This is a genomic window from Collinsella aerofaciens, from assembly GCF_901212495.1.
GTDB classification, from domain to species: domain Bacteria; phylum Actinomycetota; class Coriobacteriia; order Coriobacteriales; family Coriobacteriaceae; genus Collinsella; species Collinsella aerofaciens_H.
Map to the genome: position 1 here is coordinate 23,718 of NZ_CAAKNY010000011.1, position 17,598 is coordinate 41,315.

14 protein-coding genes are annotated in these 17,598 nt (G+C 59.6%); 9 read left to right on the forward strand and 5 right to left on the reverse strand.

The window, feature by feature from the left end; all coding sequences use genetic code 11:
- Positions 1-46: 46 nt before the first annotated feature.
- On the reverse strand, positions 47-688 hold the full coding sequence (locus SFLMC1_RS00650; protein WP_152074992.1) for a GNAT family N-acetyltransferase: 642 nt from the start codon (positions 686-688) through the stop codon (positions 47-49).
- A gap of 277 nt (positions 689-965) precedes the next feature.
- Here SFLMC1_RS00650 and purH point away from each other — a divergent pair, with 277 nt between their 5' ends.
- The 4 genes from purH to SFLMC1_RS00670 all read left to right on the forward strand — a co-directional run bounded on the left by purH (position 966) and on the right by SFLMC1_RS00670 (position 5,449).
- Complete coding sequence (gene purH, locus SFLMC1_RS00655) at positions 966-2,573, forward strand: bifunctional phosphoribosylaminoimidazolecarboxamide formyltransferase/IMP cyclohydrolase (protein ID WP_152074991.1); 1,608 nt, start codon at positions 966-968, stop codon at positions 2,571-2,573.
- A 264-nt stretch (positions 2,574-2,837) separates the two neighbouring features.
- Positions 2,838-3,545, forward strand: coding sequence for a hypothetical protein (locus tag SFLMC1_RS00660; RefSeq protein WP_261981416.1), 708 nt, complete (start codon positions 2,838-2,840; stop codon positions 3,543-3,545).
- Between the two features lie 179 nt (positions 3,546-3,724).
- Positions 3,725-4,396, forward strand: coding sequence for a response regulator transcription factor (locus SFLMC1_RS00665; protein WP_152074989.1), 672 nt, complete (start codon positions 3,725-3,727; stop codon positions 4,394-4,396).
- A gap of 9 nt (positions 4,397-4,405) precedes the next feature.
- Positions 4,406-5,449 carry a sensor histidine kinase gene (locus SFLMC1_RS00670; protein ID WP_152074988.1) on the forward strand — a complete coding sequence of 348 codons (1,044 nt, stop codon included), beginning with the start codon at positions 4,406-4,408 and terminating at the stop codon, positions 5,447-5,449.
- Positions 5,450-5,680: 231 nt separating this feature from the next.
- On the opposite strand, the gene SFLMC1_RS00675 is transcribed toward SFLMC1_RS00670, so the two are convergent.
- A complete protein-coding gene (locus SFLMC1_RS00675; protein ID WP_006235921.1) occupies positions 5,681-6,118 on the reverse strand; it encodes a universal stress protein in 438 nt (145 codons plus the stop codon).
- Positions 6,119-6,368: 250 nt separating this feature from the next.
- On the opposite strand from SFLMC1_RS00675, the gene SFLMC1_RS00680 reads away from it, so the two are divergent.
- Positions 6,369-7,343, forward strand: coding sequence for an undecaprenyl-diphosphate phosphatase (locus tag SFLMC1_RS00680; protein WP_152074987.1), 975 nt, complete (start codon positions 6,369-6,371; stop codon positions 7,341-7,343).
- 482 nt (positions 7,344-7,825) lie between these two features.
- Here SFLMC1_RS00680 and SFLMC1_RS00685 read toward each other — a convergent pair whose 3' ends face one another.
- Positions 7,826-8,821, reverse strand: coding sequence for a C-terminal binding protein (locus tag SFLMC1_RS00685; protein WP_152074986.1), 996 nt, complete (start codon positions 8,819-8,821; stop codon positions 7,826-7,828).
- A 274-nt stretch (positions 8,822-9,095) separates the two neighbouring features.
- Here SFLMC1_RS00685 and SFLMC1_RS00690 point away from each other — a divergent pair, with 274 nt between their 5' ends.
- The 3 genes from SFLMC1_RS00690 (at position 9,096) to SFLMC1_RS00700 (ending at position 14,243) form a co-directional block, all read left to right on the forward strand.
- The gene (locus SFLMC1_RS00690; RefSeq protein ID WP_152074985.1) at positions 9,096-11,996 is read left to right on the forward strand and encodes an ATP-dependent helicase; all 2,901 of its coding nucleotides are present in this window, start codon (positions 9,096-9,098) and stop codon (positions 11,994-11,996) included.
- Between the two features lie 463 nt (positions 11,997-12,459).
- The gene (locus tag SFLMC1_RS00695) at positions 12,460-13,488 is read left to right on the forward strand and encodes a hypothetical protein (RefSeq protein ID WP_152074984.1); all 1,029 of its coding nucleotides are present in this window, start codon (positions 12,460-12,462) and stop codon (positions 13,486-13,488) included.
- Positions 13,476-14,243: a hypothetical protein gene (locus SFLMC1_RS00700; RefSeq protein WP_152074983.1), complete on the forward strand. Its 768-nt coding sequence runs from the start codon at positions 13,476-13,478 to the stop codon at positions 14,241-14,243. Before SFLMC1_RS00695 ends, SFLMC1_RS00700 begins: the two co-directional genes overlap by 13 nt.
- A 237-nt stretch (positions 14,244-14,480) precedes the next feature.
- Here the strand turns inward: SFLMC1_RS00700 and SFLMC1_RS00705 are convergent, their stop codons facing one another.
- Both SFLMC1_RS00705 and SFLMC1_RS00710 read right to left on the reverse strand, forming a co-directional pair.
- Positions 14,481-15,413, reverse strand: coding sequence for a type I phosphomannose isomerase catalytic subunit (locus SFLMC1_RS00705; RefSeq protein ID WP_373422704.1), 933 nt, complete (start codon positions 15,411-15,413; stop codon positions 14,481-14,483).
- Between the two features lie 78 nt (positions 15,414-15,491).
- Positions 15,492-16,211, reverse strand: a complete 720-nt coding sequence (locus tag SFLMC1_RS00710; protein WP_152074981.1) for a GntR family transcriptional regulator — start codon at positions 16,209-16,211, stop codon at positions 15,492-15,494.
- Between the two features lie 335 nt (positions 16,212-16,546).
- On the opposite strand from SFLMC1_RS00710, the gene SFLMC1_RS00715 reads away from it, so the two are divergent.
- Complete coding sequence (locus SFLMC1_RS00715) at positions 16,547-17,500, forward strand: ROK family protein (RefSeq protein ID WP_226814313.1); 954 nt, start codon at positions 16,547-16,549, stop codon at positions 17,498-17,500.
- Positions 17,501-17,598: the final 98 nt, after the last annotated feature.

The window sequence follows — 17,598 nt, forward strand, 5'->3', positions numbered from 1 at the left end:
TCAGTCATTGGGGACAGACTTAAATGACTAGGTGTGGCTGCTGAGACTAGGCCGTTAGGTCGAGCTCATAGAGGAAGCTTTCGCGCGGCATGGCGTGGCGGCGTTCCTCGCGGTTGGCGCGGTGCGTGGCGGTGCGCTTAAAGCCGTGCAGCTCGTAGAACTTCCACGAGCAGTTGGAGTCGGTGTACAGGTGTGCCCTTGTCGCCCCGCGCGAGGAAAGGTACGAGATCGCGGCATCGAGCAACACCGAGCCCACGCCCAGGCCATGGACGTCGCGATCCACGGCAAGCAGCGTGACTTCGTTGTCATGCGGCAGTGGGCTTTTCTCGAGCAGGCGGTTGTTGGTTCGGATGGTTGTGCGCACAAACGAGAGATACTCGGCGCACGACTCGGGTTCTAGCTCGCGCATCTGCGACAGCAACGAGCGTTCGGTATCCATCCAATGCTCGTTGATAGTGACGCCGGAGCTCTGTCCTGCACGCGCAAGCGCAATGCCGCGCGCCTCGCCGTCAATCACCGCAACCTGCGAAAACGTCGAGGACGAAAGGCAGTAGGCAAGATCGCATGCGGCTTCGAGGCGGTTGTACTCATCGTTATCCGAGTTGTTGTGCCAAAGCTGCTGCAAGATCAGCGCGATGGCGTCGAAGTCTTCGGTATCAAACGGTCGGTAGAGAACCCGCGAGACCATGGTGCCTCTTTCTTTTGCGGATGCATATCGAGCACAGTTCTACCACGCCGTTGGCATCTAATTATGGTGCCCCTGTGTTCCATCAACTCACCGTGCCCAGTGGCACACCTGCAACCCCCGCTCGCGAGCTTTTTCTGCACATGCGACCGTTGCGGGGTGCATCGTCGCGCTCGATGCGCTACATTGAATCAGTATTTTCAATGCCGCTGCGCGAGCGCTGCAGATCGACGTATCACCGACTCACAGAGCACGGCGGCGTACCAGACAGGAGGACTGCATGGGATCTGATGTGAAGATCGCACGCGCGTTGATCTCGGTTACCGATAAGACGGGCGTCGTCGATTTCGCACGGACGCTGGTTGACGACTTTGGCGTCGAGATCATCTCTACGGGCGGCACGGCTCGTGCCATCGAGGACGCGGGCATTTCCGTAACCCCCATCGAGGAGTTCACGGGCTATCCCGAGATGATGGACGGCCGCGTTAAGACCCTGCACCCCAAGGTCCACGGCGCGCTGCTGGCCCGTCGCGATTCCGAGCAGCACATGCAGGAGGCCGCTCAGCACGGCATTAAGCTGATCGACCTGGTCGTTGTCAACCTGTACGAGTTCGAGAAGACCGTCGCTAACCCCGAGGTCACCTTCGCGGACGCCATCGAGCACATCGACATCGGTGGCCCCTCCATGCTGCGCTCCGCTGCTAAGAACGCCGCGAGCGTTACCGTCATCTCCGACCCGGCCGACTACGACGCCGTCCTGGCCGAGATGCGCGAGACCGGCGGTTGCACCACGCTTTCCACCCGTCGCCGCCTGCAGGTGAAGGTCTACCAGACCACCGCCGCCTTCGACACGGCTATCTCCCGTTGGCTTGCCGCCCAGGCAAGCGACGTGGCGGATACCTCTGCCAAGCTCGAGGTTTCGCTGGAGAAGGTCGACGACCTGCGCTATGGCGAGAACCCGCAGCAGAAGGCCACGGTCTATCGCTTTGCCGAAGGCTGCGAGAACACCGCGAGCTCGCAGTTCCCGCTTGTGGGCTCCGAGCAGATCCAGGGCAAGCCGCTCAGCTACAACAACTATCTGGATGCCGACGCCGCCTGGAACCTGGTCCGCGAGTTCGACGAGCCGGCCTGTGTGATCCTCAAGCACCAGAACCCCTGCGGTTCTGCCGTTGCCGAGGGTATCACGGCCGCCTACGACCGCGCTTTCGCCTGCGATCCCAAGAGCGCCTTCGGCGGCATCATCGCCTGCAACCGCGAGGTTCCCTATGAGCTGGTTGAGCACTTCGCCGATCAGAACAAGCAGTTCGTCGAGGTTATCATCGCCCCGAGCTACACCGCCGAGGCGCTCGAACGCATGGCTAAGCGCCCCAACCTGCGCGTGCTGGCTACCGGCGGCGTGGACCACGGCGCTCAGGTGGAGCTGCGCTCCGTCGACGGCGGCATGCTGGTGCAGGAAGTCGACCACGTAACCGAGGATCCCGCGACCTTTACGTTCCCCACCGACCGCAAGCCCACCGACGCCGAGATGGCTGAGCTCGAGTTTGCCTGGAAGGTCTGCAAGGGCGTCAAGTCCAACGCCATCTTGGTCTCCAAGGGTAAGGCCGGCATTGGCGTGGGCCCGGGTCAGCCCAACCGCGTTGACTCTGCTCTGCTTGCCTGCGAGCGCGCCGAGGACTTCTGCGAACGCGAGGGCGTGGAGAAGGGCGGCTTTGCCTGCGCAAGCGACGCGTTCTTCCCGTTCCGCGACAACGTCGACGTGCTTGCCGAGCATGGTGTGACCTGCATCATCCAGCCCGGCGGCTCCAAGCGCGACGACGAGAGCATCCAGGCCTGCAACGAGCACGGCATTGCGATGGTCTTCACCGGTGCCAGGCATTTCCGCCATTAAGTAGGGAAGCGGCGCTGCGGCTTGCCCAGCCACCGCACCTTGCCCCTCAAACCGTCGCTTGCGTACATTTAGTACGCGGCGCTCCTCTTTCGGGGCAATCTCGGGCACTTGGAAAACCCTTAATGGGATGTTGTTCTATCCCATTAAGCTGATCGTTCGCCTGACCATATCGTCAAAATAATCTCTGCAAAAGACGGTCGCTCCGTTTGGAGGACCGTCTTTTTGGTATAAGAGGACGGAATGACTAACACGAAAGGTACAACCATGCCCCAGATTGATGATGCCGAGCTGTTTGGCAATGCCGAGGATCAGCGTGCGTACGAGGATTTTTGCGCCAATCAGGAGGCGGTCGAGAAGTTCACGCTCGACAAGCCTGCGCTCATCTGCCGTTGGCGCATGTCCAACAAAAAGGTACCCATGCTCAATCGTCACATCCGCGCGTTGTCCGAGCGCCTGGTGCAGGGCGAACCGCTTACCCATAACATGCTCAGCTGGGCCAAGCAGCACGTTGAGTGGTCGCTTGCCGAGGGCGACTACACCGCGCGCGACGGCGTACTCATGCTGGTAATCGACGTTAACGGCAATGCCGCCATGACGGTGGGTGAGTACGAGCCGCTGGCCGATACGTCGGCCAAGGCGCTGCGTGCCCGCTCCGCCGAGGCTCGCTCCGAGGCCGACGAGACCGGCGTGGCGCCCGAGCTGCTCGCCGCCGTCAACAACGGTGAGCTGGCCTTTGTGGCGCCAGCGGACGAGTGCCTGTGCGGCACGGCGACGCTCATCGAACAGCTGGCCCAGACCAAGGGCATCCCGGTCACGCGCGTGGACATTCCCGCTCAGCTCAAGGGCGCGCTGTTCCTGGTGAGCGACGAGCACGGCGTGGTTCCCGCCGCCGAGACGGACGCCGCCGAGGCCGACGCCGCCACGGTCGCCTTCTTCGCCGACGGCTACGAAAAGCTCCGCGCCCGCCGCTAAATGATTATTTTGGGACGGGGATTAAAGAATCATTTTGGTCCCCGCCACCGCTGCGAGTGCGAGGCGGACAAAACGCCCCCGCTCGCGAACAGTTCTGTCACCTTGGCACCGCGCGCGGTGCACACCTGCAGTTTCGCAGCCATAATGGTGGCAAGACAACCAAGAGGGGAGCGGAATCCATGGCGCTGATCTATATCGTTGAGGACGACGAGCCCATTCGTCGCGAGCTTGTCGATATCCTTGCCCGTGCCGGTTTTGAGGTTGAGGCATGCGAATCGTTTGAGCACGTCTCGCGCGATATTCTCGCCGCCGCGCCCGACCTGGTGCTGCTCGACCTCACGCTTCCCGTCAAGGACGGCCAGCATATCTGCCACGAAGTCCGTCACGAATCCGAGGTCCCCATCATCGTCCTCACGTCGCGCACGACCGAGATCGACGAGGTCATGGCCATGACGCTCGGCGCGGACGACTTCGTTCCCAAGCCCTATAGCGCGCGCGTGCTCGTGGCGCGCATCAATGCCTTGCTGCGTCGCACCGCGACGGCGGGCGAGCGCAGCACGCTCGTCCATAAGGGGCTGGAGCTCGATCTCGCCCGCTCCATAGCCAGCAATACGGCATCCGGCGACAGTACCGTGCTCACCAAAAACGAACTGCGTATCCTCTCGCTGCTTCTGAGCCGCGCGGGCAAGATCGTTTCGCGCTCGGCTATTATGCAGGACCTGTGGGACTCCGATGCCTTCGTGGACGACAATACGCTCACCGTCAACATCAACCGCCTACGCACTACACTCGAAAAAATCGGTATCAAGGGGTATCTGACCACGCACCGCGGTCAGGGCTATTCAGTCTAGGTGCCGGTCATGTCGTTTGCCAAATTCTTTAAAGACGCGCTGCTTCCCGTCGCCGTGTGGACGGGCGGCGTACTGCTGAGCTGCTTTGTGCTGACGGTCGGCGGCGCACCCGTTTCTATCGTGGTCGTGGCGGTCGGCGTGTCCTTGATCTTTGGCATGCTGGGTATTGTGATCGAGTACGCGCGTCGTCGCCGTTTTCTGCGTCAGCTGGAGCGCGCGGCCGAGGAGCTGGAGAGCCCCGCATGGGTGCAAGAGATGGTGCAATGCCCAACCTATGCCGAGGGCGAGCTCGAGTACGAGGTTTTACGACGGGTGGGCAAAGCTGCCTGCGACGAGGTTGCCGAAGGCCGGCATCAGACCGATGACTATCGCGACTATATCGAGAGCTGGGTCCACGAGGCCAAGCTGCCCCTGGCGGCGGCTCACCTGATTTTGGAAAACCTGGACGGCAGCGAAGACGACCTGTCGCGCGTGGATGACCTGGGCCGTGAGCTGGCTCGTATGGAGCGCTATATCGACCAGGCGCTGTACTACGCGCGCTCGGAAGTCGTGGAGCGCGACTACCTGATTCGCCGCTGGGATCTCAAGACCTTGGTGACGGGTGCGATAAAAGCCAACGCGCGTGAGCTCATCGCGGCGCACGTGGCCCCGGTGTGCGAGAACCTCGACTTTGAGGTCTTTACCGACGAGAAGTGGCTCGAGTTTATTCTGGGCCAGCTCATTCAGAACAGCATAAAGTATGCGCGTGAGGACGGCGCAAGGATCGTGTTTTCGGGTGCGTTGCTGGACGAGGGCCTGGCAAGCGAGCACATCGAGCTTATCGTTGCCGACAACGGCTGTGGCGTGAGCGCGGCAGATCTGCCCCGCGTGTTCGAGAAGGGCTTTACCGGCGACAACGGTCGTACCACCAAGCGCGCAACGGGCATCGGCCTCTACCTGGTGGCGCGTCTGTGCTCCAAGATGGGCATCGACGTCACCGCGGCATCCGACTCCGGCGAAGGCTTTGTCGTCACGTTTGCCTTCTCGACCAACAAGTTCCAATACTTTGAGTAGTCGGGCCGTCTTGCGGTGCGGACGGCTATGTTCCCGAACGTGAACTTAGCTAAGGCAGCTGGCGCTATGTTCCCGAACGTGAACATAGCTATGAGGCTCAAATGAATCTCCCATAACAAAAAACGTGTCATAACAAAAACGTGCCGTCCCAATCGGGGCGGCACGCCATTTTTCCATCAGCCAGCTCGCTGAAGTAAGGCTGCGAAGGCCCCGCGGCCGGGGGGAGCAACGCTACTTCACGACCAGAATGTCGCAGTCGGTGTTGCGTAGCAGGAACGTCGAAATCGAGCCCAGGAGCGCATACTTGATCGAGGACAGGCCGCGCGCGCCGCAGAGCACCAGGTCGGGCTTGACCACGTCGAGCATCTCGTCTTTGAGCGTCTCGCGAATACGGCCGGCGCGAATCATGACCTCGACCTCGGGAATGTCGGGATTGGCCTTGGCCTCTTCGAGCTGCTTGGCGATGGAGTTCTTAAATGCCTCCTCTAGGCCGTTGACCAGATCGACCGGATAGGAACCGGCGCTCTCGAGTGCGGTGGAGTCGATGACGTGGCCGATGATCAGCTTAGCGCCGTTGTTCGCGGCGACCTTGATGGCGCGTGCGAGCACAAAATCCTGCTGCTCAGTACCGTCGAGTGAAACAAATACCTTGGTGTAGCCCTCGTTCATGGTTTCCTCCTTGGTCTATCGCACGGGCGCGGGGCTCGTGCGTCGGGCGGGCGCGGGTGCGTTGACCGCTGGACACTTTACCTTGTCGCAGTTATACCCAAGGATTTCGGTTTGACCGCTCGCAATTCTGTGAACGGGCGAGTTTTTTTGGTAAGGGCGGGCGCGGTCGCACCGCCAACGGTTGATAATGGGACATCGCCCGCATCGTCCGCAGAACATCTACCGGCGGGTGTCTAACGAGGGGGTCCCTTTGGATATTATCGAGCTTCTAAAATCTGCCTTCATGGGCCTGGTCGAGGGCATCACCGAATGGCTGCCCGTTTCGTCGACGGGTCACATGATCTTGGTGGACGAGTTCGTCAAGATGAACGTGAGCGAGACGTTCTGGAATATGTTCCTGGTCGTGATTCAGCTTGGCGCCATTTTGGCCGTCTGCGTCCTGTTCTTCTACGACCTTAACCCGTTTTCTCCCAGCAAGGGCAAGGAGGGCCGTCGCGACACTTGGGTGCTGTGGGGCAAGATTGTGCTCGGCTGCATTCCCGCCGCGGCGATCGGTCTGCCGCTCAACGACTGGATGGAGGAGCATTTCTACAATGCTCCCGTCGTGGCGCTGGCGCTCATTGTGTACGGCGTGCTGTTTATCGTGATTGAGAACTGGCGCGCGAACAAGCGCGATCAGGCCGCTCTTGCCGGTTCGTTCGGTTCGCGTGCCGTGGTGGCGGGCGGACGCCCCGCTGGTGCGCATTTTGCCGCGCCCGCTGCGACTGCCGCTGCAGACGATGACGATAGCCTGGACTTTGGCTCCATCACTACGCTCGAAGATCTGAGCTGGAAGACCGCGCTGGGTATCGGTTGCTTCCAGGTACTTTCGCTGATTCCGGGCACATCGCGCTCCGGCTCCACCATCATCGGCGGCCTGCTGCTGGGCTGCACGCGCTCGGTGGCGTCTAAGTTCACGTTCTTCCTGGCTATTCCCGTTATGTTTGGCGCAAGTGCGCTCAAGCTGGTCAAGTACTTTATTAAGGGTGGTACTTTCGGCACCAACGAGGTCGCTATCTTGGGCGTGGGCTGCGTCGTCGCCTTTGTGGTGTCGCTCATTGCCATCAAGTGGCTCATGGGCTTCGTCCGCCGTCACGACTTCAAGTGCTTCGGCGTCTACCGCATCATCCTGGGCATCGTGGTGCTTGCGTACTTCTTTGTTCTGGAGCCTATGCTCGGCCTGTAACTTGGTTGACGCTGCGCGGCGGCCAGGGCGACAGCTTGTCATTCAAAGCGGGCGGCATGGACAAAAGGTCTATGCCGCCCTCTTTGTCAAAGGATTGGTGAAAAGGGGTCAGGTAATTTTGCACCAACTTGGCGCAGATTAGCTTGACCCCTTTTCACCAATCCCAGGGGGAGATGGTGATCTGGGCGAATGAGCTGGCTGTTCTTCCTGGCCACCAGCAAAAATCGAGTTGTGCGGTCTCTTGGAGGTCTCTCGCTGACCAAAAACGCCATCTCGGCACCATTAACATTCTCAGTAGTGTTTGCTTCTGTGAACTATATGCGTAAATTAGCGAGAATATTCCCAAAATAGGACAAGAACGCTCAAGTTATTTCAGTAACCCTTGCGTGGCGCCAGTGGAAAAGGCCGAACAACTCGAAAAATGTTGGTGGCGGTTTGAGGGCAATGCCGAATGCGGTAAAGGGACTGTCCCTTTACCGCATTCAGGCAACGGTGTGCTGGGGCTTGCGGTTAAAGACGAGTTTGTCGACCACGGCTTGCAACGACATGCGACGGACGGTGTCGTAGGCCTCCTGCGTGCTGTAGGCGCAATGGGGCGTGACGATGCAGCGTGGGTGGGCGATCAAGGCCTGGTTGGGTTCGGTTTCGTCGGCAAGCACGTCAAGTGCGGCGCCGCAGATACCGCGCGTGCCACCGCTGGCGATGCCCTCGTCTAGTGCGGCGACCAAGGCATTCTCATTCACAATGGGTCCGCGGGCCGTGTTGATCAAAAACGCCGTGGGTTTCATAAGCGCAAGCTCGCGCTCGCCAATGAGACTCTCGGTCTCGGGAATCAGCGGGCAGTGCAGACTGACGATATCGGAGGCACCGAGCAGCTCGTCGAGCGTCTGCGCTTTGACGCAGCTGGCGGCGGCAAGCTCTTCTGCGCTCTTGGTCGGTGCCCACACCAGCACCTTCATGCCGAGCGCCTGTGCGATGGGTGCCACGGCGCGCGCGATGCTGCCAAAAAAGACAAGCCCCAGTGTACGGCCCTGCGTGCGGTGCATGATGTAGCCACCCATCGGATTCCAGATGCCGTCGCGCACGTCGCGGTTGAGGAACGTAACTTGGCGCATCAGGTCAAGCATTAAAGCGATGGCGTGCTGAGCGACGTCGTCCGAGCAATACCCGGGGCAGTTGGTGACGGTGATGCCGTGTGAGGCAAGGCGGTCGACAGCAACGTGGTTCAGACCGATGGACATGTTCGAAACGATACGCATCCCCGTGGCGGCCATGGCGTCGGCACATGCATCATCGACGGGACCAAACTCGCCGACAAAGCCCTCGCAGCCGGCCAGCTGCTCGGCGGCGGGGCAGACATTGGGTTCATGCGCGCAGCCCACCAGCTCAATCTGATCGCCACCTTCGATTGTGTCGAGCGCCGCCTGGCCTGCCTCGGTCGAACCGTCGACCATGTAATAGAGCACCCTATGCTTCACAGCAACCCTCCTGCCATTTGGGGACGGGGTAGAAATGGTAGATATTCTATACCTCTGAGCCAATCGAAGTTGCGGTGGAATAGTTCCTGTTTGGGGGCCAGAAGGCTGGTTTCAGGAACTATTTCACCGCAACTTATTTGGTGATGCTTGGGTGGCGGCGGCGGACGGAGTCGCGGTGTGATTTACGTCGGTGTCCGCGCGGCTCGGTATACTGGTACGGCTCAAACTATGGCGCCGCCCGCAGGCGCGCCGTCCGTCAGATGAGGAGTCGCCCATGACCCAGCCCTTGCCCTGGGAAAAGAATGCCGCGGTACCCGTGCCGCCCGCGCCGGAACCCGTGCCGCTCGATGCATACACCGCCCCTGCAGCGCCGGAGCCCGAGCTCGTCCCGCTCGACATCTACGACGCTCCCGCGCCGGCACCCAAGCCCGCCAAGCCGTTCGTCGACATTGACAGCCTGAACCCCGCCCAGCGCGAGGCAGTTCTGACCACCGAGGGCCCGTTGCTGGTGCTCGCCGGTGCCGGCTCGGGCAAAACCCGCGTCTTGACCTTCCGCATCGCACATATGCTCGGCGACCTGGGTGTTAAGCCTTGGCAGGTTCTCGCCATTACGTTTACCAACAAGGCTGCGGCCGAGATGCGCGAGCGTCTGGCGGCACTCATTCCCAGCGGCACCCGCGGCATGTGGGTGTGTACCTTCCATGCCATGTGCGTGCGCATGCTGCGCGAGGACGCCGACCTGCTGGGCTACACCGGTCAGTTCACCATCTACGATGATGACGACTCAAAGCGCATGGTGCGTGATATTATGCAGGCGCTCGGCATCGAGCAAAAGCAATTCCCCATCAATATGATCCGCAGCAAGATCAGCTCGGCCAAAAACGCCATGATCGGGCCCGAGGACATGCTCAAATCCGCCGATAGCCCCAACGACAAAAAGGCCGCGCAGGTCTACTTGGAGCTGGAGCGCCGCCTGCGCGCCGCCAATGCTATGGACTTCGACGACCTGCTCGTGCGCGCGCTCGAGCTTCTGCGCACCCGCTCCGAGGTGCTCGACAAGTACCAAGAGCGCTTCCGCTACATTAGCGTCGACGAGTATCAGGACACCAACCACGTCCAGTACGAGATCGCCAACCTGCTGGCCGCCAAGTACCAAAACCTCATGGTCGTGGGCGACGACGACCAGTCCATTTATAGCTGGCGTGGCGCCGACATTACCAATATCCTGGACTTTGAGAAGGACTTTAAAGACTGCAAGACCGTTAAGCTGGAGCAGAACTACCGCTCCACGGGCCATATCCTGAGCGCCGCCAACGCCGTGGTACGCCATAACTCGCAGCGCAAGGACAAGCGCCTGTTTACGGCCGAGGGCGATGGCGAGAAGATTCAGGCCTTCCAGGCGAGTGACGAGCGCGACGAGGGTCGCTGGATTGCCGGCGAGATCGAAAAGCTGCACGCCAAGGGCACGAGCTACGACGACATCGCCGTGTTCTACCGCACCAACGCCCAGTCGCGTATCCTCGAAGATATGTTCCTGCGCGCGGGCGTGCCTTATAAGATCGTGGGCGGCACGCGATTCTTCGACCGTGCCGAGATCCGCGACGTCATGGCTTACCTCAAGATGATCGTGAACCCGGCCGACGAGATGAGCGTCAAACGCGTCATCAATACGCCGCGCCGCGGCATCGGCTCCACCTCGATCCAAAAGATCGAACAGCTGGCGCGCGACAACCGCTGCTCGTTCTTCCAGGCCTGCGAGATCGCGTGCGCCGAGACGGGCATGTTTAGCGCCAAGGTGCGCAACGGTCTGTCGAACTTTGTGTCGCTGGTGCGCGAGGGTCGCCGCATGGACGGCGAGCTCAAGGATGTTGTCGAGATGATCGTCGATAAGACGGGCCTGCTGCAGGCTTTCCGCGCCGAAGGCACCATGGAGTCCGAGAGCCGCGCCGAGAACATCCAGGAATTCCTGGGCGTCGCCGCCGAATTTGAGGAGACGCACGAGGATATAGAGGGTACGCTCGAGAGCTTGGAAGAGCTGCGTGCAGCCGGTGTTGCCGATGTGCCTGCCGGCGTCGAGTCCGAGCCCGTCGTGGTGAGTGCGCCCGCGCCCGAGCCAGGGCCGTCCGCCCCGGCATCCTCGTTTGAGGCACTTGTCGGCGCGCGCGATGCCGCAGGTTCCAATCCACTCGATAGCCTAGCCGCCCCGGTGCTCTCGCCGCAGGATGCCCTGGCCGCCGCCATCGCGGGCAACGCGTATGCCGCGCCGACAGAGCTGCCGGCGGGTGCCGTGCATGCCGACGAGATCGAGCGCACCTACGGTCCGCTCACCTGCAAGGCGCTGCCGGCACTCATGGAGTGGCTGGCCCTGCGCTCCGACTTGGATTCCCTGGCCGGCGAGACGCATGCCATCACCATGATGACCATCCACTCCGCCAAGGGCCTGGAGTTCCCGGCGGTGTTCGTGGCCGGCATGGAGGAGGGTATCTTCCCGCACGTGCACGATTTTAGCGGCAGCGATGACCCGGGTAAGCTCGAGGAGGAGCGTCGCCTGGCCTACGTCGCCATCACGCGCGCCCGTAAGCGACTGTTCTTGACCTATGCGGCCACGCGTCGCACCTACGGCTCGACCTCTGCCAACCCGCGCTCGCGCTTCCTCAACGAGATACCGTTTGAGGATATCGAGTTTAGCGGTATCGGTTCTGCTGGTTTTGAGGGCACGGGCTGGGAGAAGCGCGGCGACCGACACGGCACCTTTGGATCGGGTATGGGCTCGGATATGTACGGCGGCAAGGTGTTCGGTTCGCATACGCGCTCGACCGGCGGTTCCGGTTCGCGCGGCGGATCGAGCTTTGACGATTTCTTTGGCGGCAGCACTTATGGGACCGAGCGCCATCGTGGGGTCTCGCCCGACGCCGGCCGTGTTGCCTCGACCTTTGGCTCGGGCGCGCCGCGAGCCAAAAAGCCGTCGTCTAAGGTGTCGCCGACGGTGGAGCGCAAGGTCGATCGCGCCAGCGCATCGCAGGACTTTGCCGCGGGCGATACCGTGAGCCACAAGACCTTTGGCGCGGGTACCGTGATCTTGGTCGCCGGAGACATGATCGAGGTTCAATTCGAAAAGACCGGCCAGACCAAAAAGCTTATGAAGGGCTTTGCACCTATAGTGAAACTGACCTAGGCGGCTTTCCCAGGCACGGCACTTCGGCCTTCAATCGTCGGGCATGACCTCAAGGTCTATGCCCTCCTCTTTCAGGCCGATTTGCCGCACCTGGAAAACCCGTACATCTGGCTAGACGGGCGCGCCGGGGGCTTTGGTCGCCTGCTCGGGCAGTCCTGCGCAAGACGGAGGCCACATTAAGTGGCCTCCTTTGCGTGCAAAACCCGCGATCGATGTTGCCCTATACGCCCGCCCAGATCCTTGGGTAACGTTGCTGGACGAACGTCACTTTGCTCGTGCGCTTTTTGATCTGGAGAACCGGGTAGGCTGATAAATAGATATGGCAAGGGGCTCCCCCGTTAAAGAACGGGGGAGCCCCTTGTTGCGTTTTGAATGGTGCGCTTGGCTTTGATGATTGATGATTTTATACGATTCAGTATAATTTCAGATAGATACTAAAATCTAACTGAAATGAAAACGGTGAGTGGACATGCTGCTAAATTGTCTCCCTAAAAGACTCTTCTCTTTAGAGCTCGCCATCGACTCAGAGCCAGTTGAGATGCAGATTCCTCGCATGTATCTTGAGCGGTTTTCGCTTCGCTTGGCACGACTCGGCATGTCTGAGCAAGGCCGTTTTATTGTTGCGGAACCAAAAGAACCGCCCAGTGTCATTTCGGCGCGAAATCTCGTCAATGCAGTGCGCAAGATAGATGCTCGTCCGGTGGCAATTTGCTGGGATGCTATGGATTTAGGTTTTATGCGCGCGCTTTCTTCGGAGGGGCTTGCATATATCCGAGATGAGCGAAATGCGTTTCTGCCGTTTATCGGAGCCGTTATTTCCGATGAGGTGCTGGGTGCTTCTCTTGCTGCCCCGCTTTCGCCCCAATCTCAACGAATCGTTCTAAATCTCATTGCGGGACGATGGGTTGACTGCTCCGCCGGCGACCTAGCGCGTTTGTGTGGCAAAAGCGCGGCAAGCGTCAGCGGCTATCTTTCGGAAATCGCTGCTATAGCTCCTGGGCTGATTATGCGTGACGGCAAAAAGCGTATATTGTGCGACGCCGGGCTGTCGACCGAGACGTTGCTGGATGGGTTTGAGGACTATCTTCGCACGCCAGTTATAGAACGCATTCGGCTTAAGGGGACAATCAACAGGGTAGAATTGCGGGCCGTTGATGCGCTGCTTTCCGGTGTGTCTGCCCTTAGCTATATGTCCGATCTTGCCCATGAAGACTCTGCTCCAACCATTGCTCTCGAAAAGTATCAGCTAGAGGCCTTAAAAGAGCATATGGGCGACAAATGGCTGGAGGCCCAGTGGTACGAACCGGCTGCTATCGAGATTGAGGTCTGGTCGTATCCCGTGGACGAGCCGTTCGATGTTAGTTTTGACACGACGGGTTTGCAATGTGTCGACCCGTTCTCCTTATACGTTGCCTGCGCAAAAACGAATTACAAAGACGACCGTCTGCTCGATGCGGTCGAACAGCTCAGGAGGGCGATATGCCAAAAGTGAAGGGAATAGAGCGATTTGCCGACGCCATGAGCAGTTGCAAAGGTGGTTACGTCCTTATTGGTGGAGGGGCCTGCAGCGTTCTATTTGACAGCGAAGGTGATTCGTTTAGGGCAACCGAAGATTTGGATGTCGTCGTAATTGTTGATGGGGAAGGCGTTGAATTCGCCGCTGCATTGTGGGCATTTATCAAAGCAGCTGGATACGAGGTTGGAAAGGTCGGCGATGGAAAGTGCACTTACTATCGGTTCTGTTTGCCCAAAGGATCAAGGCGAGCCCTAGACTATCCCGGTCAAATCGAGTTGTTTGCCCGACATCCCGATTTTGTGCTCGAAGACGAAATGAGCGAGGTAGCTCCTCTTTCCTTTGACGGGGCGATATCGAGTCTTTCCGCCATTATTCTCGACGATGGCTACTACGAATTTATTCGCGACAACACAACGAACGTAGAGGGCATCACGTTGCTCGATGCGCTCCATATCATCCCCCTCAAGATGCGTGCGCACATTGATATCAACAGGAGCTATGAAGAAGGGCGTCATTGCAACGATATAGATCGGCGGAAGCATCGTTCAGATGTTGCTCGACTTGCCGGTTTGTTGTCGTCCTCAGCACGTTTGGAGCTAACGGGGCAAATGAGGGTTGATGCGGAGGATTTTCTTACGGACTTTAATTCGTATGTAAATCGGCAGACCAACCGTAAGGAAAGGGCTCGGCTTCAGGACACGTTATCGTTTCTCGAAAAGGTCTACCTATAGGCACCTTGATTCGTTATGTATAGCAGGGGCTCTTCCGTTGATGAACGGAAGAGCCCCTTGTTGCGTTTTGATTGTTGTTGCTAGTCGGAGGCTCGCCTGGATGGGGCGCGGGGTTTGGTCGATCGCGAGTTCCGCACGAGCCGGAGAGTACTTAATGTGCTCTCCGTGCGAGCAGGACTGCCCGAGCAGGCGATCAAACCCCGCGCTCATCCCGGCGAGCGCTCGGGGATCGGTAGCTTACAGGTGGCTGATGATCAGATCCATTTTGCCTTCGAGTTCGATCTGGTCCACGGTGCTCGGAGCCAGCAGGTGGCTTCCCTTGTGGACGGGGTCGCCGCAGACGGTGCCTTCGCCGTCGATGACCGACAGGCACATGAAGGGCCAGCGCTGGTCGAGGGTCTTGTTGCCGTCAACACGTACGCGATCGACGGTGTAGCAGGAGTTAGACTCGAGTTCGGTCACGCCGCCCACCTCGGGCGCGGTCACCGTGCCATCGGTCGGAGCCTGAGCATCAAAGTCGATGCAGTCGAGGCTCTGCTCAATGTGCAGCGGGCGCAGTTTGCCGTCGGTGCCGGGACGGTCGTAGTCGTACAGGCGATAGGTGACGTCGCTCGACTGCTGCGTCTCCAAAATGAGCGTGCCGGTCTTGACGGCGTGCACGGTACCGGAATCGATCTGGAAAAAGTCGCCCTTGTGAATCGGCAGCACGTTGAGCATGTCGTCCCAACGGCCTTCCTCGATCATCTGCGCGGCCTCGGCGCGGCCATGCGCGCGCTGGCCGACGATGATCGTGGCGCCGGGCTCGCAGTCCAGCACATACCAGCACTCGGTCTTGCCCAGGCTGCCGTTCTCGTGCTCGGCGGCGTACTCGTCGTTGGGATGAACCTGGATCGAAAGATCGTCCTTGGCGTCCAGAATCTTAATGAGCAGCGGGAACTCCTTGCCCTCGCAGTTGCCAAAGAGCTCGCGGTGCTCGGTCCACAGCCACGACAGCGTGTGACCGGCATACGGGCCCTCCGCAATCTGGCAGTCGCCGTTGGGATGGGCCGAGATGGCCCAGCACTCACCGATGGGGCCCTCGGGAATGTCGTAGCCAAATACGGTTTCGAGCTGGCGGCCGCCCCAGATCTTCTCGTGGAAGATCGGCGTCAGTTTAATCAAATCGGACATATTCATACCCCCATGGTGTTGTGCGGTCGCCCCTTCTAAACATAATGAGCGTCCGCATGACTACAAAACTACAAAAACCTATGCCAACGTTACATTGTGCAGCTCAAAGCGGTCGCCAACGTTGCGCGAGATCGAATGCTCAAAAGCAGTGCCGCTATCCAAGAAGCCGATCTGGCTGAGCTCGAGCAGGGGAGAGCCGGGTTTGGTGTCCAGGCGCTCAGCTTCTTCCTCGGTTGCCGCTACAGCACGGATAGTGCGGTGGAAGCTTGAAATCTTCAGCCCGCATTGCTTGTGAATGAAGCTGTAGACCGATCCGTATAGGTCTTTCTTTTTAAGGCCCGGAATCAGTTCGATTGGCATATAGGTGTACTCGATAACGATGGGCTTCTCATCGACCTGGCGCACACGAACGATGTGATAGGCGAAGTCATCCTCGGCCATTCCCAGCTGGGCGGCGACGTCCGCCGGCGGATTGACGATCGAGAAATCGTAGACCACCGAGGCAACCTTCTCCCCGCGGTGTGCATATGAAAAGCCCTGGGCGCGGTCGTTCTTGCCCTGGAAAAACGCCTTGTCAGGAAGTCCCGCCGTGTCCTTAACGTAGGTGCCCGATCCGCGCCGGCTGGTAATAAGACCTTCCTCGGTGATTTGCTCGATAGCTCGTTTGACGGTGATTTTGGAAACGCTATAGAGCTCGCAGAACTCAACGACGGTGGGAAGTTTGTCGCCCGGTTTAAGAGCGCCATTCTCGATACTTCGACGAATATCTGCAGCTATCGACTCGTATTTGGGAATCATGGAACCTCCTTTCCAACCTGATTGAGAATAAAAAAGTATAGTCAATACCTAAGTATCTCTATTGAGTTGTTGAAAAGTTCGAGAAAGATAAAATAAAAACTCGCCCTGCTTGCAAAATCAGAGCGTTTTAAGTGATAAACATCTGGGTAGTGTCGTGTTGAGAAATGATCGGTCCGAGGACGGGGCCGAACCGATATAGCACCCAGCGAACCGAATCCCGTATTCTGCGCTTCCCCGGATAAAACCTACCAAAACAAACCTGTCCCTTTTTGGTAGGTTTTTGCCTTGGGAGCGGTACCATACAGGCAATGATTAAACGAGAAAGGTGGGCCCCTATGGAACCCAAGCAGTATTACATCGGCATCGACGTCGGCGGTACCTCGGTTAAGGAGGGTCTGTTCGACGAGGACGGAAACCTGCTGGCCAAGGCCAGCGTGCCCACGCCTCCCATCGTTGACGCTGCGGGCTTTGCCGCGGTGACCGAGGCTATCGACCAGGTGGTTGCCAAGGCCCAGATTCCGCGCGCCTTTGTGGCGGGCATTGGCCTGGCCGTTCCGTGCCCCATCCCGGCGTCGGGCGATGCCAAGGTCAAGGCCAACATTGCCATTAACCTGCCCGAGCTGAGGATCGCCATTCAGGAGCACTGCCCCGACGCGGTCGTTAAGTACGAGAACGATGCCAACGCCGCTGCCATGGGCGAGGCCTGGCTCGGCTCTGCCAAGGGCGTGCAGAACGTGGTGATGGTCACCATCGGTACCGGCGTGGGCGGCGGTGTTATCGTTAACGGCGACGTGGTATCGGGCGTTGTGGGCGCCGGCGGCGAGATTGGCCACATGTGTCTGAACCCGGCTGAGGAGCGCACCTGCGGCTGCGGCGGCCATGGCCACCTGGAGCAGTATTCCAGCGCCACCGGCGTGGTGAGCAACTACCTAACCGAGTGCAAGAAGGCGGGCGTCGAGCCCATCGAGCTCACCGGTCCTTCCGATTCCAAGCACGTGTTCCAAGCCTGCCGCGAGGGCGATAAGCTTGCGCTTGCCGCAGCCGATACCATGGCCGACTATCTCGGTCGTGCTCTGGCGCTTATTGCCAACGTGGTTGACCCCGAGGTGTTCCTGATCGGTGGCGGCGCGTCCGCTTCGGCCGATGTCTACCTCGACGCTGTTCGTGAGCACTTCCAGCGCTACGCGCTTTCCGCCTCGCGCGAGACGCCCATTAAGGTCGCTTCGCTCGGCAACGACGCCGGCATCATCGGTGCCGCCTACGTAGCCCTGCGCGCCGCCGGTAAATAGTCGATGCAGGATGGCGAGTGGTGCAAGGGGGACAAACGTCGCCCCCCAGGCTCGCCCCAAATTGCGCCGTGGCCCTTCCATCTGCGAAGGCTCGGCAT